Origin of the sequence: Nitrospirillum goiasense (genome assembly GCF_034427435.1) — a bacterium.
Taxonomy (GTDB): domain Bacteria; phylum Pseudomonadota; class Alphaproteobacteria; order Azospirillales; family Azospirillaceae; genus Nitrospirillum.
Map to the genome: position 1 here is coordinate 47,501 of NZ_JAXQNP010000002.1, position 21,505 is coordinate 69,005.

Genomic DNA, 21,505 nt, shown 5'->3' on the forward strand with positions numbered 1-21,505 from the left:
TTCGCTACGCCTCCAGCTATCGCCTTAAGCTCGCTGCATACTGTAAGTCGCTGACCCATTATACAAAAGGTACGCCGTCACGGCCGTTGCCGCTCCGACTGCTTGTAGGCATCCGGTTTCAGGAACTGTTTCACTCCCCTCGTCGGGGTGCTTTTCACCTTTCCCTCACGGTACTGGTTCACTATCGGTCACTGAGGAGTACTTAGGCTTGGAGGGTGGTCCCCCCACGTTCAGACAGGATTTCACGTGTCCCGCCCTACTCGAGGATCAATGCCGGTTTACCCGTACGGGGCTTTCACCCACTCTGGCATGCCTTTCCAGGCATTTCCGGTTATGTAGCATCAATCACTGGCCTGGTCCGCGTTCGCTCGCCACTACTAGCGGAGTCTCGGTTGATGTCCTTTCCTCCGGGTACTTAGATGTTTCAGTTCCCCGGGTTCGCTTCTCCAACCTATGAATTCAGTTGAAGATACCCATCGCTGGGTGGGTTTCCCCATTCGGAAATCCACGGATCAATGCCTGCTCGCGGCTCCCCATGGCTTATCGCAGCGTGCTACGTCCTTCATCGCCTCTCAGTGCCAAGGCATCCACCAGATGCCCTTATTTCACTTGATACACCGTCAGCGCTCCCTCGCGCAGGGACAAGCCCATCGCCAGGTCACGACCGACAAAACTTCAGAAGGTCATTCACCAATCCCGCAACTCCCGTACGTCGTACGGCGTCCACGGAACCGGGAATGGTCCTCGGTTACACTAGACCCTCTTCACAATGTCCAAGACCCCTGATCCTCTCCTCGGAGACGATCAACAGGCGATCGCGATAGCGTCTCGCCTGTAATCTTTGCACAACGTCTTTTTGACAAACCCTTGTTGCTCTCTCCCAAGCCTCAACACCAGCCCGCTTAACGCTGAATGGTGGAGGCGATCGGGATCGAACCGACGACCTCATGCTTGCAAAGCACGCGCTCTCCCAACTGAGCTACGCCCCCGGAACCAATTCCGGACGCTGGGGATAGAGTGGTGGGCCAGGCAAGATTTGAACTTGCGACCTCACGCTTATCAAGCGCGCGCTCTAACCAGCTGAGCTACTAGCCCACGGGATCACGAAGCCTCAAGCCTCGCGCCGTTCTAAAGGGTCTGGAGAAGGGATGCGCCGACGGCGGAACCTACGGGCCGGTTAAAACCACGCTCACCCAAAACGGGCAAGCCGTGAACCCAGCGCAGGCAATCCTTAGAAAGGAGGTGATCCAGCCGCAGGTTCCCCTACGGCTACCTTGTTACGACTTCACCCCAGTCGCTGACCGTACCGTGGTCGGCTGCCTCCTTGCGGTTAGCGCACCGGCTTCGGGTAAAGCCAACTCCCATGGTGTGACGGGCGGTGTGTACAAGGCCCGGGAACGTATTCACCGCGGCGTGCTGATCCGCGATTACTAGCGATTCCAACTTCATGCACTCGAGTTGCAGAGTACAATCCGAACTGAGATGGCTTTTGGAGATTAGCTACCCCTCACGAGGTCGCTGCCCACTGTCACCACCATTGTAGCACGTGTGTAGCCCAGCCCATAAGGGCCATGAGGACTTGACGTCATCCCCGCCTTCCTCCGGCTTGTCACCGGCAGTTTCTCCAGAGTGCCCAACCAAATGATGGCAACTGAAGATGGGGGTTGCGCTCGTTGCGGGACTTAACCCAACATCTCACGACACGAGCTGACGACAGCCATGCAGCACCTGTCTTACCGTCCCCGAAAGGAAAAGTACGTCTCCGTACCGGTCAGTAGATGTCAAGAGCTGGTAAGGTTCTGCGCGTTGCTTCGAATTAAACCACATGCTCCACCGCTTGTGCGGGCCCCCGTCAATTCCTTTGAGTTTCAACCTTGCGGCCGTACTCCCCAGGCGGAGTGCTTAATGCGTTAGCTGCGACACCGAAGTTCTAAGAACCCCAACGTCTAGCACTCATCGTTTACGGCGTGGACTACCAGGGTATCTAATCCTGTTTGCTCCCCACGCTTTCGCGCCTCAGCGTCAGTATCGGTCCAGTGAGCCGCCTTCGCCACCGGTGTTCTTCCCAATATCTACGAATTTCACCTCTACACTGGGAATTCCACTCACCTCTCCCGAACTCAAGCCGCACAGTCTCAAGCGCAATTCCCAGGTTAAGCCCGGGGATTTCACGCCTGACTTGCGCAGCCGCCTACGCGCCCTTTACGCCCAGTAATTCCGAACAACGCTAGCCCCCTTCGTATTACCGCGGCTGCTGGCACGAAGTTAGCCGGGGCTTCTTCTCACGTTACCGTCATCATCGTCACGTGCGAAAGAGCTTTACAACCCTAAGGCCTTCATCACTCACGCGGCATTGCTGGATCAGGGTTGCCCCCATTGTCCAATATTCCCCACTGCTGCCTCCCGTAGGAGTCTGGGCCGTGTCTCAGTCCCAGTGTGGCTGATCATCCTCTCAGACCAGCTACCGATCGTCGGCTTGGTGAGCCGTTACCTCACCAACTACCTAATCGGACGCGGGCCCCTCCTTCGGCGATAAATCTTTCCCGATCAGCCTCCACGGCCAACCGGCTCATCCGGTATTAGCTCCAGTTTCCCGGAGTTATTCCGAACCAAAGGGCAGGTTCCCACGCGTTACTCACCCGTGCGCCACTAAGGCCGAAGCCTTCGTTCGACTTGCATGTGTTAGGCATGCCGCCAGCGTTCGTTCTGAGCCAGGATCAAACTCTCAGGTTCAATGCGGTATCCCGATCACCGTCGCCGGCAATCAAGAACCTCGGCGGAAACCAACCGTAGTCGGCACCTAAACCCAAGTCCGTTCCTGTATCCCCAATCGCTCGGGGATCATTTCAGAGCATGTATTCAAGATGCGTTCTGGTCGTTTCCATGTTGCTGCCCGTACCGGGCCCATCATCGGAACCGCCGTCTGCGCATCCCTTCTCAAGACGTTCACTTGTTCAAGAACCCGTGACCCAAACGCGAATACGCGCTCAAACCACAACCCCGTCCCTAGCCGATCCCCTGAAGGACCAACCCAAACCCGGACAGTAAGGGCAAATTCCGTTTCGTCCAGCGGCGTTGCCGCCAGGATCGCTACCCCGTCATCACCAGCGTCAACCGCCAGAACTCAGGGATCGCTTCGCCGTCGCGCCGTTCGTTGTCGCCCGCCGCGTCGGTGAACGGGGTTATAGAGATGGCGCCGGGGCCTGTCTATAGCTTTTTTCGGTCCGCCTTCATTTTTTTCGAAACGCGGCGTAGCCCCAATCCCAACACCGCGCCGCAGGCGGCAAACCCCATGGGCCGCAAGGGCTTAGGCCAGGCCCAACTGGCGTAGTTCCGCCAGGATATGGGGCGGCAGGTCCTGCCCGCCACCGGCCTGGTCCAGGTCGGGCGGCGCGTCCTCGGGCTTCAGGTAGCGCCAGCCCTGGAACGGCCGCTTGGGCTGCGGCACGGTTTCCACCAGTTCGGTATCCAACAGCATGCGGCAGACCTCGTCCCCCTCGGGCGAACGCAGCAGGTCGAAACCGACGAAGCGCGCCCGGCAGCACAAGATCCCCTTCACCACCCAATAGAGGGAACCGCCGTCCAGCAGCTCCGCCGTGCGGGTGGGCATGCGCCGGGTATAGGTCGGCACCACGCGGTGACCGTTCCAATCCATCTGGTTGCGATTGCGCCAATCGCGCATGTCGGCAAGGTCGGGGGCGCCCACGGCGAGGCGCAGCATATGAAGGGGCATGGTCTCACAAAGCCGATATCACTCAGGGTCCGTGAGACTACGAGCTTAAGCCCCGGGGTCAAGGCGCCCCGTCACAGGAGCGCCGCTACAGGGGGCGAAAGGGTCCCGAGATCAGCCGGTGGGGATCAGGCGGTGGGAATCAGGCGGTGGCGGAGGCGTTCAGGGACCGGCACTTGGCCTCGAACCCTTCGGAAATGAATTCCGGCCGTTTGAACATGCCCTTCAGCCACGCGGCCAACAGGCACAGTTCCTCCAGCTTCAGCACCTCATCCAAGGTGCCCTGGGGGAAGCGGATCGAGAAGCTGTCGGCGACGATGTCCAGCACCTCTTCCACCTGCTCAATGGTGAGGCCGCAGTCGGTCTCCAGCACCGCGGTGCGGGTCAGGATTTTCTCGTCGACGCCGTAGTCGTCGCGGATCAGTTTCACGATCCAACGAAACAAGTGCATCCAGTTGCTGACGCCTTCGATCGACCGGCTCACGGCATCCCGCCCCTCAAGTTTCAGGCCCCGCGCCGGGGCGGTCACCCCTGCCCCAACGCGGCTTTCGGCCTCAACCCCTATCAGAGAAGCGTTAAGACTTTTTTGACACGGGCACCAGAGATGATTGGCGATGATTTATCGTTCGGGGGGCCGACGGCTGCTGGAATAGCTGAAAATGGCGTTGAAGCCGAACAGCAGCAGCAGCATGCCGACGATGACCTCGGCCGCCACCACCAGCCGGATGAAGCTGCCCACCGGCACGATGTCGCCATAGCCCACCGTCGACAGGGTGACGACGGAGAAATAAAGGCTTTCGGCGAATCCGATGCGCTGCGGCACGCCACCGATCATGAATTGGTTGAGGGGCGCGAAACGGTCGACCACCGTGTAAAGGGCGGCGAAGATGATCACCAGCAGGGAGTAGAAGGTGAAGAAGGCGAAGGCCGGCTCCGCCAGGCCGGCCACCTGCTCGAAGAACTCCTCGAACAGCAGCCCCGTCTCCAGCAGCAGGACCACCACGTCGTAGCTGACCAGCAGCACGATGAAGGAGATGAACCCCATGGCGGCGACGAAGGCGTCGCGGACCACAGGCTGGGGCGTCTCCGGCGTCAGCAGGAAAGTGGCGGCCCCCACCAGGCCCAGCGGCAGCACCCAGCCGAAGGCCCGGCCGAAGCGCCGCAGATCGCGCCGGGTCGGCCCCTGCGGACGGCCATGGACGATGGCGCGGATGCCGGCGCGCCGGATGACCACGCCCGCCAGGAAGGCCGCCAGGGGCAAGACGAAGCCCAACCCCAGCAGATAGGCCGGCAGCTTGGCGAAGTGCGCCTCGACAAAGAACTCGAAGATGATGGCGTAGATGCCGACGAAGTTGGCCAGACCGATGGTGAAGAAGCGGCTGCCTGGGAACAGCAGGTGGCAGGAGCCCACCACCACCACCACGGCACCCAGCAGCGCCAGCGTCAGGCCCGGATCGGCCCCCTGGATGGTGAGGGAGATCAGGGCCAACAGGCCCACCGTCAGGGCGATGGGCGTGACCAGCGAGCGCTTGCGGCGGCGACGGGGCGTGGCGCTGGCGTTCATCACCAACCGCCCTGGGCCAGCCAGCGTTCCACCTGCACCAGGCGGTCGGCGCCCCAGAACCCCTCCCCATCCACGAAAAGGAAGGGCGAGCCGAAGACGCCCCGGGCCATGGCCGCGTCGGTGGCGGCGCGCAGCGCGTCCTTCACCGCCGGTTCCTGCACGCCGTTGCGCACCGCGTCGCCATCCATGCCGATGCCGGCGGCGACATCGGCCACCGCGTCTATTCCGGAAATGTCCCGCCCCTCCTGCCAATGGGCGCGATACAGCGCCTTCGCCAAGCCCCGCGCCAACTCGGCATCACAGGCGGCCGTCCAGTAATAGGCGCGCGAGGGTGTGACCGCATTGATCGGCATCACCGCGGGCCAAGTCAGGGGCAGGTCGTAATAGCGGGCACAGCGCACCACGTCATGGCGCAGGTAATCGCCCTGCAAGGGGCGTTGAACGGTGGCCGCCACACCCGTGCTCTTGAACACCGCCCCCAGCAGGATGGGATGCCAATTGACGGTCCGGCCATGACGGGCGGCCAACTCATCGATGGCCATGGCGGCGAAATAGCCGTAGGGCGAGGCGAAGTCGAAATAAAAATCCAAGGGCTGCGTAGCCATCACGGGGTGGCCCCTCCTGATAAGAGGACGGCCGCGCCTCCCGGCGCGGCCGTCTCCAGTATGCCCACCCGATGGATGAGATCCAGCGTGTCAGTGCAGGCGTTCGATGGCCACGGCCGTGGCCTCACCCCCGCCGATGCACAGGCTGGCCACGCCCCGTGCCAGGTCGTAGCGCTGCAGGGCCGCCAGCAAGGTCACCAGGATGCGGGCGCCGGACGCGCCGATGGGGTGGCCGAGGGCGCAGGCGCCGCCATGGACGTTGACCTTGTCGTGCGGGATATCGAACTCCCGCATCGCCGCCATGGGCACCACGGCGAAGGCCTCGTTGATCTCGAACAGGTCGACATCCCGGGCGGACCAGCCGGTCTTGGCGAACAGGGTCTCGATGGCCCCGATGGGGGCGGTGGTGAACCAGTTGGGCGCACGGGCGTGGCTGGCGTGGCCGACGATGCGGGCCAGCGGCTTGAGACCGCGCTTCTCCGCCACGCTGGCGCGGGTCAGCACCAGGGCGGCGGCGCCGTCGCTGATGCTGGCGCTGCTGGCCGCCGTGACCGTGCCGTCCTTGCGGAACGGGGTCTTCAGCGTGGGGATCTTCTCGGGCTTGCCCTTCAGCGGCTGCTCATCCCGGCTGATGACGACATCGCCCCCCTTGCCCTTGACCGTGACGCCCACCGTCTCGCCATCGAACCAGCCGCCTTCCACCGCGGCCTTGGCCCGGCGCAGGCTTTCGATGGCGTAGGCGTCCTGCATCTCCCGGGTGAACTGGTAATGGGCGGCCGTGTCCTCGGCAAAGGTGCCCATGGCGCGGCCCCGGTCGTAGGCGTCCTCCAGCCCGTCCAGCGCCATGTGGTCATAGATGGTGGCGTGGCCATAGCGGTAGCCGCCCCGCGCCCGGTCCAGCAGGTAGGGGGCGTTGGACATGCTTTCCATGCCACCAGCTAGCGCGATGTCGACGCTGCCCGCCACCAGCAGGTCATGGGCGACCATGGCCGCCTTCATGCCGCTGCCGCACATCTTGTTCAGGGTGCTGCAGGGCACGGACTGCGGCAGGCCCGCCGCCAGCGCCGCCTGGCGGCCGGGCGCCTGGCCCTGGCCGGCCTGCAGCACGCAGCCCATCACCACCTCGTCAATGGTGTCGGGCGCCAAGCCCGCGCGCTCCACCGCCGCCTTCACGGCCGCCGCCCCCAGCTGGGCCGCCGGCAGGCTGGACAGGTCGCCCATCATGCCGCCCATGGCGGTGCGGGCGGCGCTGACAATGACAATCGGATCAGTCGACATGGCTTATCTCTCCCGTTTGATTGTGTGCGGCGGCAGCCGCGTCCGTAACCTGGGCGCGCCAGGCGCGGCGTACGAAATCCAGGCCCTCCGGCTCGCCCAGCAGGCGGCAGGTCATGGTCTGGGCGAAGGCGATCCCCACCATCTGGAACGCGAACAGGGTGCAATCGAGGTCGGGGCGAAAATGGCCCGCCGTCACCGCCATGGCGGCCCCCTGCTGGATGAAGGTGCGCAGACGGCGTTGCGCCCCCGCGATCTCATCGCGCAAAGGGCCGGGGCGGTCGTCCAGCTCCAGGCTGGCCGCCTGGATGGGGCAGCCGCCCGGGAAGGGCGGCGACTGGTTCCAGGCCCACCAGCCCTCGGCGAAGGCCTCCAGCCGGGGCAGGCCGCGCGGCAGGGGCAGCACCGGCCGGATGACATGGGTGGTGAAGCATTCCTGGGCCTGCCGCAGCACGGCCACCTGCAACTGCTCCTTGGACCCGAAATGAGCGAACAGGCCGCTTTTCGACAGGCCGGTACGCTCCGCCAGCAGGCCGATGGTCAAGCCTGACAACCCGTCCGTGCTGGTGAGGCTCAATGCCTCCTCCAGGATGGCGGCGCGTGTGCGGACACCCTTGCTCATGGGCGAGAAAATAAACGAACGATCGTGCTTTTGTCAAGGTGAGGACTGGCGCCGGAACGGAAAAGGCCGCCCGGATCACTCCGGGACGGCCCTTTTCAGATCACGCCTCCAGCGCAGTGGGCACCGGATCGGATCAGTTCCCCTCACCCGCCTCGTGCATCTGGGCGTCGACCACGGCCAGGGCGGACATGTTGACGATGCCGCGCACGGTGACGGACGGGGTCAGGATGTGGGCCGGCTGGGCGGCCCCCAGCAGCACCGGACCCACCGGCTGCCCCTCACCCAGGGTCTTCAACAGGTTGAAGGCGATGTTGGCGGCGTCGCGGCTGGGCATGATCAGCAGGTTGGCCGTGCCCTTCAGGCGGCTGTTCGGGAACACGCGGTTGCGGATGTCCTCGGAGATGGCGCTGTCGGCATGCATCTCACCCTCGACCTCCAGGGTCGGGCAATGCTGCTCGATCTTGGCCAGGGCCTCGCGCATCTTCACCGACGAAGCGTCGCCATGGCTGCCGAAGTTGGAATGCGACAGCAGGGCCACCTTGGGCACCACGCCGAAGCGCCGGACCTCTTCCGCCGCCAGCGCGGTCATGGCCGCGATCTGGTCGGCCGTCGGCTCCGGCGTCACATAGGCGTCGGCCAGGAAGAAGGTGCCCTTGGGCAGGATCAGGACCGACAGGGCGGCCGGGATGGTCGTGCCCGGCTTCAGGCCGATGACGTCCAGCACATGCTTGAGGTGCCAGTCGTAGAGGCCGACGGTGCCGGCGATCATGGCGTCGGCATCACCCTTGCGCACCATCAGCGAGCCGATGACGGTGGTGTTGTTGCGCACCAGCTGGCGGGCGCGGTCCGGGCTGACGCCCCGCCGCTCCATGACGGCATGGTAGCTCTGCCAGTAGTCGGCGTAACGCGGATCGTTCTGCGGGTCGACCAGCTCGACATCGCGGTCCAGCGCGATGCGCAGGCCCAGCTTCTCGATGCGACGCGCCACCACGTCGCGGCGGCCGATGAGGATGGGCTTGGCCAGGCCGTCGTCCACCACGAACTGCACGGCGCGCAGCACCCGCTCCTCCTCGCCCTCGCAATAGACCAGGCGCTTGGGCGCCTGCTTGGCGCGGGAGAACACCGGCTTCATCAGCAGGCCGGAGCGGAAGACGAACTGTGACAGCCGCTCGCGGTAGGCGTCGAAATCGGTGATGGGCCGGGTGGCGACGCCGCTGTCCATGGCGGCCTTGGCCACCGCCGGCGCGATCTCCAGGATCAGGCGCGGGTCGAAGGGCTTGGGAATGATGTTGTCCGGGCCGAAGCCGGTGGACTGGTCGCCGTAGGCGGCGGCCACCACGTCATGCTGCTCCGCCATGGCCAGGCGGGCGATGGCCTCCACCGCGGCGATCTTCATCGCCTCGTTGATCTGCGTGGCGCCCACGTCCAAGGCGCCGCGGAAGATGAAGGGGAAGCACAGGACGTTGTTGACCTGGTTGGGATAGTCGGACCGGCCAGTGGCGATGATAGCGTCCGGCTGCGCCGCGCGCGCCTCCTCCGGCATGATTTCCGGGGTGGGGTTGGCCAGCGCCAGGATGACCGGCTGGCCCGCCATCTTGGACACCATGGGCTTGGTCAGCACACGCGGCGCCGACAAGCCCAGGAAGATGTCCGCGCCGTCGATGATGTCATCCAGGGTGCGGGCGTTGGTCTTCTTGGCGTAGCGGGCCTTGCGCGGGTCCATCAGCTCGGTGCGGCCGTCATAGACCACGCCCTTGATGTCGCTGACCCAGATGTTGTCCACGGGCATGCCCATGTCCACCAGCAGATCCAGGCAGGCCAGCGCCGCGGCGCCGGCGCCGCTGGCCACCAGCTTGACCTCGTCGATCTTGCGGCCGCGCAGCTTCAGCGCGTTGGTGATGGCGGCGGCGACGATGATGGCGGTGCCGTGCTGGTCGTCATGGAAGACCGGGATCTTCATGCGCTCGCGCAGCTTGCTTTCCACGTAGAAGCATTCCGGCGCCTTGATGTCCTCAAGGTTGATGCCGCCGAAGGTCGGTTCCAGCGCCGCGATGATGTCGACGAGCTTGTCGGGGTCCTTCTCATCGATCTCGATATCGAAGACGTCGATGCCGGCGAACTTCTTGAACAGGACGCCCTTGCCCTCCATCACCGGCTTGGCGGCCAGGGGGCCGATGTCGCCCAGGCCCAGGACGGCGGTGCCGTTGGTGATAACGGCCACCAGGTTGCCGCGCGAGGTCATCTGGCTGGCCTCGGCCGGATCGGCGACGATCGCCTCGCAGGCGAAGGCCACGCCGGGCGAATAGGCCAGGGCCAGGTCGCGCTGAGTCGCCAGGGGCTTGGTCGGTTGAACGGCGATCTTACCCGGCGTCGGCAGCCGGTGATAGTCTAGGGCGGCTTCGCGAAACTCGTCGGACATGGGGCCGGTCTCTTCTGCGGGGGACTGGGTCCCGAACGGCATCACCGGCGCCCGTGGCGCCACCGTCGCGGCGGCCCCACCGGCGCCGCGAAGCGTTCGGCGCCCTTCCTGCTTAGGCCCCAGGGCCCGCCATTGTCCAGAGGCGATGGGCGGCAAGGTGCCATTCAGGCCCGGCGCGACCGGCTGCCATGCGTTTGATCGGCCTGGAAAAGGCGCCCGGATACGCGAAAGGCCGAACCAAACGGTCCGGCCTTTCAGGTCTATGGTGCGGTCAAGAAGACTCGAACTTCCACGGGTTGCCCCACAGCGACCTCAACGCTGCGCGTCTACCAATTCCGCCATGACCGCATCATGTCAGAACCTCGCCGGCAAGGGCTTGCCAACGGGTGAACGGGGGAATAGCAAATCGCCGAACCCATAGCAAGCCCCCGTGTGGCCCTTATCGGATGGGAACCACTATATAAAGGTGTGATCCCCACCCATCAGGGCCACACGGGGGGTCCCCGGCACCGCCCCGCCCGCGGTGTTCACGGAAAAACGCCTTCACACGACAGGTAAGCGCATCACCATGTCCGCCAGCCCCTCCCCAGCCCCGACCACGCCACCTGTCCCGTCCCTGGCATCCTCCAAGGAGGGACCGGAGTGGCGCATCAGCGACCAGCCGGTGGCCTACCCCGAGGCGGTCGCCGCCATGGAGGAGCGGGTGGCCGCCATCCGCGCCGGCACGGCACCGGAATTGGTGTGGCTGCTGGAACACCCGCCGCTGTACACCGCCGGCACCAGCGCCAAGGCGGAGGATCTGCTGGACCATGGCCGTTTCCCGGTGTTCCAGACCGGACGGGGCGGGCAGTACACCTATCACGGCCCCGGCCAGCGCGTGGCCTATGTCATGCTGGACCTGATGAAGCGCGGACCGGACGTGCACCGCTACGTGACCAACCTGGAGGAATGGATCATCCGCACCCTGGCCCTGTTCAACATCAAGGGGGAACGGCGGTGCGGCCGGGTGGGCATCTGGGTGGACAAGCAACCCTATGGCGGCCTACCGGGCCAGGAGGACAAAATCGGCGCCATCGGCGTGCGCGTGCGCCGGGGGGTCACCTTCCACGGCATCTCGCTGAACGTGGATCCGGACCTGAGCCACTTCGGCGGCATCGTGCCCTGCGGCATCACCCAGTACGGGGTCACCTCCATGCACGCGCTGGGTCACCTGGCCAGCCTGCACGAAGTGGACGCGGCGCTGCGCGATGCCTGGAACGGGGTGTTCGAGACGGCGGAAAGCGCGACGGCGGAAGGGGGGGCGGCGGCCCGCTGCGACCGGTAACGGCCGGCCACCGCCAACCGGCGCTTACCCCTCGGCTTTCGCCTTGAGCAGGTCGCGGATCTCTTCCAGCAGCACTTCCTGCCGGGGCGGGGCGGACGCGGCCTTGGTGCGGAAGCGGTTGACCTGCTTCACCAGCAGGAACACAGCGCCGGCGACGATGAAGAAGCGGATGACGACGTTGATGAAGACGCCATAGTTGACGGTGGCGGCGCCCGCGTCCTGCGCGGCCTTCAGGCTGGCGTAATGCTCCCCGTTCAGGGCGACGAAATAGCTGGAGAAATCAATGCCGCCCATGAGGTAGCCGATGGGCGGCATGATCAGGTCATTGACCAGCGAATTGACAATGCCGGTGAAGGCGGCGCCGACGATGATACCGACCGCGAGATCGATCACGTTGCCCCGGCTGATGAACGACTTGAACTCTTCCCACATGGCTCGTCCCCCGTCTTGTGTTGAGGCCCCCGTTTGGCTGGGGCGGTTCATGGGTTGATCGCCATACTATGACGCCCATCGCCCGGCGGGGTCACTACCCACACGATGTAGGGTCCCTGGCCGCCGGGGCGGAAAGCCTCACACGGACGCCCGGAATCGACAGGGCCGGTCCCGTCGCCGGGCCGGCCCTGTGCGTAAACCGTCTCCGGTTCGGTCTTAAGCCAGGATGTACAGCCCGCGCTGGCCATCCATGGGCTTGAACTTGTCCGTGATGCCCAGCACCGTCTCGGCCCCGCCCAGGTACAGCACGCCGTCCGGCGGCATCTGCTTGGCGATAGCCTCCAGCACCTTGGTCTTGGTCGGCTGGTCGAAATAGATCAGGACGTTACGGCAGAACACCACGTCGAACTGGCCCAAGGGCGACAGGTCGGTCAGCAGGTTGTATTCCCGGAACGTGGCCATCTGCCGTATCTGCGGCGACAATTGCCATTTGTCGCCCATCTGCTTGAAATACTTGACCAGCATGGTGATGGCCAGGCCGCGCTGCACCTCGAACTGGGTGTAGATGCCGGCCCGCGACTTCTCCACCATCTCGGAGGACAGGTCGGTGCCCACGATCTCGATGCGCCAGCCGGCCAGGCGGACATTGTCTTCCGACAGCATCATGGCCAGGGAGTAGGCCTCCTGCCCGCTGGAGCAGGCGGCCGACCAGATGCGGATGGATTTCTTGGCCGCACGCGATTCCAGCAGCGCCGGCAGAACGACCTGCTTGAACTGGTCGAAGGGCTTTTGATCGCGGAAGAAGGACGACTCGTTGGTCGTCATCGCCTCCGTGATGTCCTTCAGCAGGGTTTCGTCCTTGCGGGCGCGAACCGTGGCCGCCAGTTCATCCAGCGTCTTCAGGTTCCATTTCCGCGCCACGGGCATGAGGCGCGATTCCAGCAGGTAGGCCTTGTCCTTGGTTAGGACCAAGCCCGAACGCTGCTTCAGCATCGTGCAGAACATGTCGAAGTCTTCGACCTTCATGCCGCCGTCCTCAGTGCGATCTTGCGGATAAACGGACCGATCTCCTTCAAGGGTAGGATGGAGCTGCACAAGCCCGCCGTCGCCACGGCACCCGGCATACCCCATACCACGCTGCTGGCCTCGTCCTGACCAACAACCATTCCCCCGGCCTGGACCACGTGGTCGCAGCCACCACGACCGTCATGCCCCATGCCGGTGAGGATGACCGCCAACACCTTACGCCCATAAATCTTAACAATACTGCGCAACATGGGATCGACCGCCGGCCGGCAGAAATTTTCCGGCGGGTCCTTGGTGAGTTGCGCGGTGGTGACGCCGTTACGCGACACCAGCAGGAAATGATTGTCGCCCGGCGCCACATAGGCGCGTCCGCCGACGATGGGTTCCCCATCCTTGGCCTCCGCGCACTCGATCCCGCACTGGCGGGTGATGTGCTCGGCCAGGATGGTGGTGAAAGTCGCCGGCATGTGCTGGGTGATGACGATGGGCTGCTGCAGCCCACCGCGGAAATTGGCCATCACCTCGAACAGCGCCTGCGGTCCGCCGGTCGAACTGCCGATGGCGATGATGTCGGGGCGGATGTCCGGCGCGGGCCGCAAGGTGACCGGTCCCTGGTCATACAGGCGGCTGCGGATGGGCGACGGCGCCGCGGCTGACGCGGTGCCGGCCGACGCCGGGACACCCCCTGGCGCCGGTGCGATAATCGGGCGCGGCGCCAACGGACGCGACGGCGCCCCCTTGGATGGATCGGCCCGGCGCGCGGCCTCGCCCAGCGCCTGGACCTTGCTCAGCAGCTCCGCCTTGAAGCTTTCGGCCCCCGTCAGCTCACGCGTCGACGACGGCTTCGTGACATAGTCGGAGGCGCCGGCGCGCAGGGCCCGCAGGGAGATATCGGCGTTCTTGGCCGTCAGGGTCGAGGCCATGATGACCTTGACCGCGGGATCGGCGGCGATGAGTTGCGGCAAGGCGGTCAGGCCGTCCATCACCGGCATCTCAATGTCCAGGACGATGACATCCAGGGACTGGCGCTGCAGGGTGTTGATGGCCATCTGGCCATTGGCGACGGAGGCGACGACACGGATGGTGCCGTCACTCTCCAGCGTACGGGTCAGCAAGCCACGGATGACCGCCGAATCGTCCACAACCATGACCCGGTACGGCTCGGTGGTTGCGGCCGCCGGTGAAGCGGCCTGGGGTCGTCCGGGGATATCGTTCATGATCTTATGATTCCCGGGCGTCAGAGAAGCCCGACCTGCTCGAACTTGGTTTGGATGATCTCGCTGTCGAAGGGCTTCATGATGTACTCGTTCGCCCCGGCGGACAGCGCCTCCTGGATGTGGGCCAGATCGTTCTCGGTGGTGCAGAACACCACCTTGGGCGCCTGGCCCCCCGACATCTTACGCAGACGTCGCAGGAACTCGATACCGGTCATGACCGGCATGTTCCAGTCCAGCAGGATGGCGTCCGGCATGGAAACCGCACACGCATCCATGGCCTGCTTGCCATCCTCGGCCTCTGAACAGGTGAAGTTCAGTTCTTCCAGGATCTTGCGCGCGACCTTGCGGACGACGCGGCTGTCATCGACGACCAGGCAGGACTTCATGCAAAGAACCTCGGGTTGCTAAGCGCTCGAAAGCACCGGTGGTTGAAGCCCAGGCTTAGGCAGCTTCGGTATTAGCGAAATTCAACAACCGCGACACGTCAAGTACAACGAGAAGATTTTCGCGAAGACGATAAATACCCGTGGACACTTCGCGCCAACGCGCGTCCATGGTGGCCGGCTGACGCTCGAAATCGTCCGACGTCAGGCTCAGCACTTCGCCCACGCTGTCGACCATGAGGGAGTAGAGTTCCCCCTTATGGTCCACGACGATGCTCATGCCGGGCTTGTCGGCCGCGCGCGGCGGCAGGCCCAGGCGCAGGCGGACATCGATGGCGGTGACGATACGGCCACGCAGGTTCAGCGAACCGGCAACCTCGGGCGGAGCCAGGGGAATGCGGGTGATGCGCTGGGGACCCAACACGTCCTGGACCTGGAGGACGGGGATGCCGAACACCTGGTCGGCGATGGTCATGGTGACGAAGTCTTCGTTCTTGACGACCGCGACTTCAGTGCTGGCGGTGCGCTTGGCGGGCAGGTTGGTACTCATGCGGCACCCTTGGTCTCGGAGATGGTCTGCTGCAGCGTGAAGAGCAGCGCGTCACGGTCGAACTTCGCCACGTAGTCGGTGAAGCCGGCCTGACGGCCGCGATCGAGGTCGCGCGGGGTGGCGTGGCTGGACAGCGCCACCAGGGGCACGTTCTGCCAGCGGCTGTTGCCGCGGACGGCCTGGGCGAATTCCAGCCCACTCATGCCGGGCATCTCGATATCGCTGACGATGACATCGAAGTCCTCGCCGGATTCGCAGAGGCCCAGGGCTTCATCCGCGCTCTGCACCGCCGTGACGGCGTAACCGGACACGGTCAGCAGCGGGGTCAGCAGGTTGCGGAAGAAGGGGCTGTCGTCGACCAGCAGCACCTTGTGCAGGCGCTCATCCTCGAAGCGATCGGTGGCGTTGCCGAACCAATCGCGGAAGGCCTGGGTCAGGTAGAAACCGGCATCGATGACGTCCGTCGCCTTGTCGGCGATGATGGCGCTGCCCATGAAGCCGGCACGTTCCGTGCCCAGCTCCACCTGCAGGCGATCCTCGACGATGTCGATGATCTCGTCCACCACCAGGCCCATGGAGCGGTCGCCATCGGCGAACACCAGGACCGGCTGGCGCTTGTCGCGCTGGATCTGCCAGGACGGATCGATGGGCACCAGCGGCATGAGCTTGCCACGGTACTGCACAACCGGCTGGCCGTTGGACGCCTCGACCTGGTTGAGGTCGATGTCTTCCAGGCGGGCCACCAGCGACAGCGGCACGGCCTTGGGGGCGCCCTCGCCGGCGCGGAACAGCAGCAGGGCCATGCGGTCGTCCTGGCGGGTGGCTTGCTTGGCCTCGGCGGCGGCGGCGGCCGTGTCGTGCATGCCGCCCGAAATCTCGCCGGAGAAGCTGGCGATGCCGTTCGGGTCCAGGATCATGATGACGGAGCCGTCGCCCAGGATGGTGTTCCCCGAGAACAGCTCGATGTGGCGCAGGATGGGGGCCACCGGCTTCACCACGATTTCTTCCGTGTCGAAGACGCGGTCGACGATGATGCCGAAGGTGTAGTTGCCGACCTGGGCGACCACGATGAAGGTCTCGCGGTTGTACTGGTCGCCGTCACCCAGCTTCAGCAGCCGTTCCAGGCTGACCAGCGGCAGCAGGCGATTGCGCAGGCGCAGGACCGGAGTGCCGTTGATGCGCTCGATCTTGTGCTCGCTGTCGTTGGCGGCGCGCACCAGCTCGATCACGCTGATCTGCGGGATGGCGAAGCGTTCGCCACCGCATTCGACGACCAGGGCCGAAACGATGGCCAGGGTCAGCGGGATCTTGATGGTGAAGGTGGTGCCACGGCCCTCGATGGACTTCAGCTCGATCGTGCCGCCGATCTTCTCGATGTTGGTCTTCACCACGTCCATGCCGACACCACGCCCGGAGACGCTGGTGACCTTGGCGGCGGTGGAGAAGCCGGCCTTGAAGATGAACTGCTGGATCTGCTGGTCGGACATGCCGGCCAGCTCGGTTTCGGTGGCCAGGCCGTTCTGCAGGATCTTGCGCTTGATCGCCTCGATCGCCAGGCCCTTACCGTCGTCGGCGATCTCGATGATGATGTGGCCGCCTTCATGGAAGGCGTTCAGCGTGATGCGGCCGGTCTCGGACTTGCCCTTGGCCACACGCTCGCCCGGCAGCTCCAAGCCATGGTCGGCGGAGTTGCGGACCATGTGGGTCAGCGGGTCCTTGATCAGTTCCAGCACCTGACGGTCCAGTTCCGTCTCGGCGCCCAGCATCTGCAGGTCGATCTTCTTGTGCAGTTCGTGCGCCAGATCGCGCACCAGACGCGGCAGCTTGGCCCAGGCGTTGCCGATGGGCTGCATGCGCGTCTTCATGACGCCTTCCTGCAGCTCCGACGTCACATGGTTCAGGCGCTGCAGCGGAACCGCGAATTCGCTTTCCTTCTGGCTGCGCAGGATCTGCAGCAGCTGGTTGCGGGTCAGCACCAGCTCGGAAACCATGGTCATCAGGTTTTCGAGCAGGTCGACGTTGACGCGGATGGTCTGGTTGGCCAGCGACGACTCACCACCGTCACCACCACCGGCATGCGGCGGCGGGGCGGCCTGGGGAGCGGCGGCGGCGGGGGCAGGCGGGGCGGCCTCGGCGACGGGCGCGACCTCGCGGGTCGTGGTGGCGGCCGGCACCGACGGAGCGGCGGCCACGGGGGCGGGCGGCGGCGGGGCCACCGGCTCGGGCACAGGCTCCGGCGCCGGGGGAGGAGGCGGTGCCGCGACGACCGGGGCCGCGGGAGCGGCGGCGGCCGGAGCCTCGCGGCCTTCGGCCAGGGCGTTCAGACGGTTGATCAGATCTTCGTCGGTACCGGCCGGCTCAGCTTCCGTCTTTTCCAGGACCAACAGGATCGACTTGATGGCGTCCAGGGATTCCAGGATCAACGTCACCGCGTAGGGGCTGACGTTCAGCTCCCCATCACGGAAGCGGCCCAGCACGTTCTCAGACGCGTGCGCCACCGCTTCCAGCCGGGGCAGACCAAGGAAACCGCAGGTGCCCTTGATGGTGTGAACCAGCCGGAAGATATTGCTCAGCAGGCTGGGGTCATTCGGGTTCTGCTCAAGCCGCACCAACTCAACGTCCAAGACCGCTATGTTTTCGTTGGTCTCGGTCAGAAATTCGCTAAGCAGATCATCCATGGTCCACGTCCCGTTGCCATGCGCGTATCAGGGCCGTCCCGAGCGGGCGGTCCCGTTTGGAATTGAGGTGTCAGCCCCGGCCCCCGTCCTTAATCGCGACGGGGTGGCGCCACTCCCTACACCCATCTTTTCCAGAAAGACGATTAAGAACACGTTACTCCTGCCAGATTGATGGCGCGCCCCGGGCGACAAGACAAGCGATAAACGTATTAAGGTTCTCGATCGGCGCGAAAGAACCGGGCGGGCGGGTCAGGACGCCTGGCGCAGCAGCAGGAAACGCAATGCTTCCGGGGCCTTGGCGTCGATGGCGATGCGCCAGCCGCACTGTTCGGCAAAGCGGCCGGTGACATAGGCCTGCACGCTGCGTGGCGTAAGGTCGGCCTGGGCCAAAGCCCCGTCCAGGGCCAGGCGCACCTCATCGCGCAGGTTGAGCACAGGCCCCTCCGCCGTCACAGAAAGCGCCGGCTTTCCGCCCCCGTCGGCCTCCCCGCCACCGCCGGCGGCGGCGATGGTCACAACCCCGCCATGGGGCATGGCCTCTTCCGCCAGAAGGCCCAGGTTCAGCGCCAATTTCAGCAGGCCATCGTCCGGCTTGGGCATGACGTCGGCCGGCCAATCCAGCCTCACCCGCCCACCCCGGAACCAGGCGCCCAGCACGGTCCGCGCCTCGGCCGCGGTGAAGGAACCGCTGTTGCCCGCCGCCCCATAGGCCAACCGGAACAGCCGCAGCCGCCGGGCCGCCTGGTCGGCGCTGTCGGCGATCAGGGACATGGCCTCATCAGCCATGGATTGTCCCATTTCCTCAATGAGTTCCACGCCATTGGCGATGGCGCCCACCGGGCTTATCAGGTCATGGCACAGGCGGGAGCACAGCAGCTCCACGACGTGAAGTTCCAGGGAAACCGTCATTCGTAGGGGGCCTTGTCTTCGATGCGGGCGCAGGAGGCCTTGCGCGGGGGGCGGGGCGGTCCATAGTGGTGGGGGTGCCAGTATATTAACGATTGGCGCCCCCCAGGCAGGGATTTAGACCCCCCGGACCCGAGAAAAACGGATAAGGGCAAAAGGATAGGTGACGCTTTTTGTGCCGCTCCCGCCCACCGTCCCCCTCCCGCCCCAGCCCTCTAGCCCAAGGATATATACCCCATGCCCCCTTTCACCCCCGAATCAGGCGCGGTCACGGCACTGCTGACTCCCGGGGCGTATGTCATGCATCCCGATCAACCCGATTGGGGCCTGGGGCAGGTGCAGTCCGCGGTCGGCACCCGGGTGACGGTCAACTTCACCCACGCCGGAAAGGTGACCATGGACGCCGCCGTCATCGCCTTGCGGTTGGCGGAGCCGGAGGATTGGGCGCCATAAAGGCGGGCCAGCGTCGGAGGGGCACCGTTGCCGCCATCACAGCGCGACGGGGGCTGAATTGCTATGGTCGCTGTACCATATTGGCGATAACGGGTGAGCCGGGCGACGGTGACCGCGCGCCCGGGATGTTGGTTCGTGCTTGATTTGAGGATGGCTGAGACGATGGCGGATGGCGCCCTGAATACCGCAGCCCTGAATACCACACCTGGGCAAACCGGACCGGCGCGCGACCGTCTTCCGCTGGTGGATCCGTACGGTCGGTCCATCCGCTACCTGCGCGTTTCCGTGACCGACCGCTGCGACTTCCGCTGTGTCTATTGCATGGCGGAGGAGATGACCTTCCTGCCCAAGGCCCAGGTGCTGTCGCTGGAGGAGCTGGAACGACTGTGCGCCGCCTTTATCCAGACCGGCGTGCGCAAGCTGCGCCTGACGGGCGGGGAACCGCTGGTGCGCCGGGGCATCATGGACCTGGTCCGCCGCCTGGGTCGCCACCTGGATACCGGCGCCCTGGATGAACTGACCCTGACGACCAACGGCAGCCAGTTGGCCAAGTATGCGGACGAGTTGCGCGCGGCCGGCGTGCGCCGCGTGAACGTCAGCCTGGACACCCTGGACCCTGACCGCTTCCAGGCCATCACCCGCTGGGGCAAGCTGGGCCCCGTTCTGGACGGCATCCGCGCCGCCAAGGAGGCGGGACTGCACGTCAAGATCAACTGCGTGGCCTTGCGCGGCGTGAACGATGGTGAGGTGCACGACCTGGTGGACTGGTGCGGCCGCGAAGGGCATGACCTCACCTTCATCGAGGTCATGCCCCTGGGCGACATGGACGGCGGCGACACGGGCGGGGCCGGCGGCCAGGGCGGCAGCGTCCGGGCGGACCAGTATTGGCCCCTGTCCCTGCTGCGGGCGGAACTGGCCAAGCGCTGGACCCTGACCGACCTGCCCATCAGCACCGGCGGTCCCGCCCGCTACGCCCAGGTGGCCGAGACGGGCGGGCGCATCGGATTCATCACGCCCATGACGCATAATTTCTGCGAGAGCTGCAACCGCGTGCGCCTGACCTGCACCGGGATGCTGTACATGTGCCTGGGGCAGGAGGACGCCGCCGACCTGCGCGCCGTCATGCGGGCCGCCCCCGACGATGACGCGGCCCTGCTGGCCGCCATCAAGGAGGCCATCGCCCGCAAGCCCAAGGGCCATGACTTCATCATCGACCGCCGTCAAAAGACCCCGGCCGTGCCCCGGCACATGAGCGTCACCGGCGGCTGATCCGCCGGCGCCCCCCCCCCCACGCTCCCATTCCTGACGACACCGGTTTCCCCTCCCCGGCATTTCTTTGCCGGGCCCGATCCGTTAAGGTGGGCGTCCCTTCCAGCCAATGGGGCGTTTCCGGCAACGGGCCGCGTCCCTCCCCTTCCCCCGTGACCTGGACCCAGGCGAACACGCCATGCTTGACGAACCCACACGCGCCGCCGCCCCTGTTCCGGGCCAAGCCCCCGGCACCGCGGCGGAGGTGTCGGCCGTGCACGGCACCCCGGTTCCGCTGCCGGCCAAGCCCGCCTTCTGCATCGTCGCCGCCGAAACACCGGAGGCGGAGGCCGCGCGCGTCACCTTGTCGGAACGCTATCGCACCGTGCGGGCGGAGGACGCGGACGTCATCGTGGCGCTGGGCGGTGACGGCTTCCTGCTGGAAACGCTGCATCGCCACCTGCCCCTGTGCAAGCCGGTCTACGGCATGAACCGCGGCTCCGTCGGCTTCCTGCTGAACAACTTCAGCCCCCGGGGGCTGACGGACCGCGTGCGCCGGGCGCAGCGGGTGGCGCTGAACCCGCTGCGCATGGTGGCCGTGAACGCCCAGGGCCGGCATGAGGCGCTGGCGTTCAACGAGGTGTCGCTGCTGCGTGAGACGCGCCAGGCCGCCAAGCTGCGCATCAGCGTGGATGGGGTGGAACGCCTGGCCGAACTGGCCTGCGACGGCGCGCTGGTGTCCACGCCCGCCGGCAGCACGGCCTACAACCTGTCGGCCCACGGCCCCATCGTGCCCCTGGGCGCCGGCATCCTGGCCCTGACCCCCATCAGCGCCTTCCGTCCCCGCCGCTGGCGCGGCGCCCTGCTGCCCCATACCGCCAAACTGCAGTTCGACATCCTGGAAGGCGCCAAGCGCCCGGTCAGCGCCGTGGCCGACTTCACCGAAATCCGCGACGTCGCCCGGGTGGAAGTGTGCGAGGACCGCAGCGTGGCCTCCATCCTGCTGTTCGACCCGGAAATGAATTTGGAAGAGCGCATCCTGAAGGAGCAGTTCACGCCTTAGTTCCGGCCCT

18 protein-coding genes, 3 tRNA genes and 2 rRNA genes (1 of these 23 only partly in view) are annotated in these 21,505 nt (G+C 65.4%); 4 read left to right on the forward strand and 19 right to left on the reverse strand.

Annotated features, from left to right (window positions below; all coding sequences use genetic code 11):
- From ULB03_RS02525 to ULB03_RS02580, 12 genes are all read right to left on the reverse strand, one after another.
- Positions 1 to 615 (reverse strand): 23S ribosomal RNA (locus ULB03_RS02525); it reaches 2,139 nt to the left of the window's first position.
- A gap of 298 nt (positions 616 to 913) precedes the next feature.
- A tRNA-Ala gene (locus ULB03_RS02530) sits at positions 914 to 989 on the reverse strand.
- 29 nt (positions 990 to 1,018) lie between these two features.
- Positions 1,019 to 1,095 (reverse strand) — tRNA-Ile (locus tag ULB03_RS02535).
- Positions 1,096 to 1,235: 140 nt separating this feature from the next.
- Positions 1,236 to 2,733: ribosomal RNA gene (locus ULB03_RS02540) — 16S ribosomal RNA — on the reverse strand.
- The 16S and 23S rRNA genes sit together here with 2 tRNA genes alongside, the layout of an rRNA operon.
- Before the next feature lie 574 nt (positions 2,734 to 3,307).
- Positions 3,308 to 3,733 (reverse strand): DUF1489 family protein, encoded by a 426-nt coding sequence (locus tag ULB03_RS02545; RefSeq protein WP_322481753.1) that lies wholly within the window; start codon positions 3,731 to 3,733, stop codon positions 3,308 to 3,310.
- A gap of 139 nt (positions 3,734 to 3,872) precedes the next feature.
- The gene (locus ULB03_RS02550) at positions 3,873 to 4,214 is read right to left on the reverse strand and encodes an acyl carrier protein (RefSeq protein ID WP_145736161.1); all 342 of its coding nucleotides are present in this window, start codon (positions 4,212 to 4,214) and stop codon (positions 3,873 to 3,875) included.
- Between the two features lie 135 nt (positions 4,215 to 4,349).
- Positions 4,350 to 5,294, reverse strand: coding sequence for an ion channel (locus ULB03_RS02555; RefSeq protein WP_322481754.1), 945 nt, complete (start codon positions 5,292 to 5,294; stop codon positions 4,350 to 4,352).
- Positions 5,294 to 5,899: a 2-hydroxychromene-2-carboxylate isomerase gene (locus tag ULB03_RS02560; RefSeq protein ID WP_322481755.1), complete on the reverse strand. Its 606-nt coding sequence runs from the start codon at positions 5,897 to 5,899 to the stop codon at positions 5,294 to 5,296. The genes ULB03_RS02555 and ULB03_RS02560 overlap by 1 nt, the downstream gene beginning before the upstream one ends.
- Before the next feature lie 90 nt (positions 5,900 to 5,989).
- Positions 5,990 to 7,177, reverse strand: a complete 1,188-nt coding sequence (locus ULB03_RS02565; RefSeq protein ID WP_322481756.1) for an acetyl-CoA C-acyltransferase — start codon at positions 7,175 to 7,177, stop codon at positions 5,990 to 5,992.
- Complete coding sequence (locus ULB03_RS02570; protein WP_322481757.1) at positions 7,167 to 7,796, reverse strand: TetR/AcrR family transcriptional regulator; 630 nt, start codon at positions 7,794 to 7,796, stop codon at positions 7,167 to 7,169. Before ULB03_RS02570 ends, ULB03_RS02565 begins: the two co-directional genes overlap by 11 nt.
- Before the next feature lie 133 nt (positions 7,797 to 7,929).
- Entirely contained in the window at positions 7,930 to 10,215 is a 2,286-nt protein-coding gene (locus ULB03_RS02575) for an NADP-dependent malic enzyme (RefSeq protein WP_322481758.1), read from the reverse strand.
- Between the two features lie 263 nt (positions 10,216 to 10,478).
- Positions 10,479 to 10,563 (reverse strand) — tRNA-Leu (locus tag ULB03_RS02580).
- 220 nt (positions 10,564 to 10,783) lie between these two features.
- Between ULB03_RS02580 and lipB the strand changes: the two genes are divergently transcribed.
- Positions 10,784 to 11,539: a lipoyl(octanoyl) transferase LipB gene (gene lipB / locus ULB03_RS02585; protein ID WP_322481759.1), complete on the forward strand. Its 756-nt coding sequence runs from the start codon at positions 10,784 to 10,786 to the stop codon at positions 11,537 to 11,539.
- A 24-nt stretch (positions 11,540 to 11,563) separates the two neighbouring features.
- On the opposite strand, the gene mscL is transcribed toward lipB, so the two are convergent.
- From mscL to ULB03_RS02620, 7 genes are all read right to left on the reverse strand, one after another.
- Positions 11,564 to 11,971, reverse strand: coding sequence for a large conductance mechanosensitive channel protein MscL (gene mscL, locus ULB03_RS02590; protein WP_322481760.1), 408 nt, complete (start codon positions 11,969 to 11,971; stop codon positions 11,564 to 11,566).
- 216 nt (positions 11,972 to 12,187) lie between these two features.
- The gene (locus ULB03_RS02595) at positions 12,188 to 12,997 is read right to left on the reverse strand and encodes a CheR family methyltransferase (protein WP_322481761.1); all 810 of its coding nucleotides are present in this window, start codon (positions 12,995 to 12,997) and stop codon (positions 12,188 to 12,190) included.
- Positions 12,994 to 14,214 carry a protein-glutamate methylesterase/protein-glutamine glutaminase gene (locus ULB03_RS02600; RefSeq protein ID WP_322481762.1) on the reverse strand — a complete coding sequence of 407 codons (1,221 nt, stop codon included), beginning with the start codon at positions 14,212 to 14,214 and terminating at the stop codon, positions 12,994 to 12,996. The genes ULB03_RS02595 and ULB03_RS02600 overlap by 4 nt, the downstream gene beginning before the upstream one ends.
- A gap of 20 nt (positions 14,215 to 14,234) precedes the next feature.
- Positions 14,235 to 14,600 carry a response regulator gene (locus ULB03_RS02605; protein ID WP_322481763.1) on the reverse strand — a complete coding sequence of 122 codons (366 nt, stop codon included), beginning with the start codon at positions 14,598 to 14,600 and terminating at the stop codon, positions 14,235 to 14,237.
- 55 nt (positions 14,601 to 14,655) lie between these two features.
- Positions 14,656 to 15,147 (reverse strand): chemotaxis protein CheW, encoded by a 492-nt coding sequence (locus ULB03_RS02610; RefSeq protein WP_044559593.1) that lies wholly within the window; start codon positions 15,145 to 15,147, stop codon positions 14,656 to 14,658.
- A complete protein-coding gene (locus ULB03_RS02615; protein ID WP_322481764.1) occupies positions 15,144 to 17,825 on the reverse strand; it encodes a hybrid sensor histidine kinase/response regulator in 2,682 nt (893 codons plus the stop codon). Before ULB03_RS02615 ends, ULB03_RS02610 begins: the two co-directional genes overlap by 4 nt.
- A gap of 249 nt (positions 17,826 to 18,074) precedes the next feature.
- Positions 18,075 to 18,734, reverse strand: coding sequence for a histidine phosphotransferase family protein (locus ULB03_RS02620; protein WP_322481765.1), 660 nt, complete (start codon positions 18,732 to 18,734; stop codon positions 18,075 to 18,077).
- A 234-nt stretch (positions 18,735 to 18,968) separates the two neighbouring features.
- Here ULB03_RS02620 and ULB03_RS02625 point away from each other — a divergent pair, with 234 nt between their 5' ends.
- The 3 genes from ULB03_RS02625 to ULB03_RS02635 all read left to right on the forward strand — a co-directional run bounded on the left by ULB03_RS02625 (position 18,969) and on the right by ULB03_RS02635 (position 21,495).
- On the forward strand, positions 18,969 to 19,184 hold the full coding sequence (locus ULB03_RS02625) for a DUF3553 domain-containing protein (RefSeq protein WP_322481766.1): 216 nt from the start codon (positions 18,969 to 18,971) through the stop codon (positions 19,182 to 19,184).
- A gap of 240 nt (positions 19,185 to 19,424) precedes the next feature.
- Positions 19,425 to 20,453 (forward strand): GTP 3',8-cyclase MoaA, encoded by a 1,029-nt coding sequence (gene moaA / locus ULB03_RS02630; RefSeq protein WP_322483762.1) that lies wholly within the window; start codon positions 19,425 to 19,427, stop codon positions 20,451 to 20,453.
- Positions 20,454 to 20,631: 178 nt separating this feature from the next.
- Positions 20,632 to 21,495, forward strand: coding sequence for an NAD kinase (locus tag ULB03_RS02635; RefSeq protein WP_322481767.1), 864 nt, complete (start codon positions 20,632 to 20,634; stop codon positions 21,493 to 21,495).
- The last annotated feature ends 10 nt before the right edge of the window (positions 21,496 to 21,505 follow it).

Bases quoted from the DNA above. Each gene is read 5' to 3' on its own strand.
- ULB03_RS02575 (WP_322481758.1), bottom strand. From the start codon at position 10,215: ATGTCCGACGAGTTTCGCGAAGCCGCCCTAGACTATCACCGGCTGCCG.
- ULB03_RS02560 (WP_322481755.1), bottom strand. From the start codon at position 5,899: ATGGCTACGCAGCCCTTGGATTTTTATTTCGACTTCGCCTCGCCCTAC.
- ULB03_RS02565 (WP_322481756.1), bottom strand. From the start codon at position 7,177: ATGTCGACTGATCCGATTGTCATTGTCAGCGCCGCCCGCACCGCCATG.
- ULB03_RS02635 (WP_322481767.1), top strand. From the start codon at position 20,632: ATGCTTGACGAACCCACACGCGCCGCCGCCCCTGTTCCGGGCCAAGCC.
- ULB03_RS02570 (WP_322481757.1), bottom strand. From the start codon at position 7,796: ATGAGCAAGGGTGTCCGCACACGCGCCGCCATCCTGGAGGAGGCATTG.
- lipB (WP_322481759.1), top strand. From the start codon at position 10,784: ATGTCCGCCAGCCCCTCCCCAGCCCCGACCACGCCACCTGTCCCGTCC.
- ULB03_RS02615 (WP_322481764.1), bottom strand. From the start codon at position 17,825: ATGGATGATCTGCTTAGCGAATTTCTGACCGAGACCAACGAAAACATA.
- ULB03_RS02610 (WP_044559593.1), bottom strand. From the start codon at position 15,147: ATGAGTACCAACCTGCCCGCCAAGCGCACCGCCAGCACTGAAGTCGCG.
- mscL (WP_322481760.1), bottom strand. From the start codon at position 11,971: ATGTGGGAAGAGTTCAAGTCGTTCATCAGCCGGGGCAACGTGATCGAT.
- ULB03_RS02600 (WP_322481762.1), bottom strand. From the start codon at position 14,214: ATGAACGATATCCCCGGACGACCCCAGGCCGCTTCACCGGCGGCCGCA.
- ULB03_RS02620 (WP_322481765.1), bottom strand. From the start codon at position 18,734: ATGACGGTTTCCCTGGAACTTCACGTCGTGGAGCTGCTGTGCTCCCGC.
- ULB03_RS02545 (WP_322481753.1), bottom strand. From the start codon at position 3,733: ATGCCCCTTCATATGCTGCGCCTCGCCGTGGGCGCCCCCGACCTTGCC.
- ULB03_RS02605 (WP_322481763.1), bottom strand. From the start codon at position 14,600: ATGAAGTCCTGCCTGGTCGTCGATGACAGCCGCGTCGTCCGCAAGGTC.
- ULB03_RS02625 (WP_322481766.1), top strand. From the start codon at position 18,969: ATGCCCCCTTTCACCCCCGAATCAGGCGCGGTCACGGCACTGCTGACT.
- ULB03_RS02595 (WP_322481761.1), bottom strand. From the start codon at position 12,997: ATGAAGGTCGAAGACTTCGACATGTTCTGCACGATGCTGAAGCAGCGT.
- ULB03_RS02555 (WP_322481754.1), bottom strand. From the start codon at position 5,294: ATGAACGCCAGCGCCACGCCCCGTCGCCGCCGCAAGCGCTCGCTGGTC.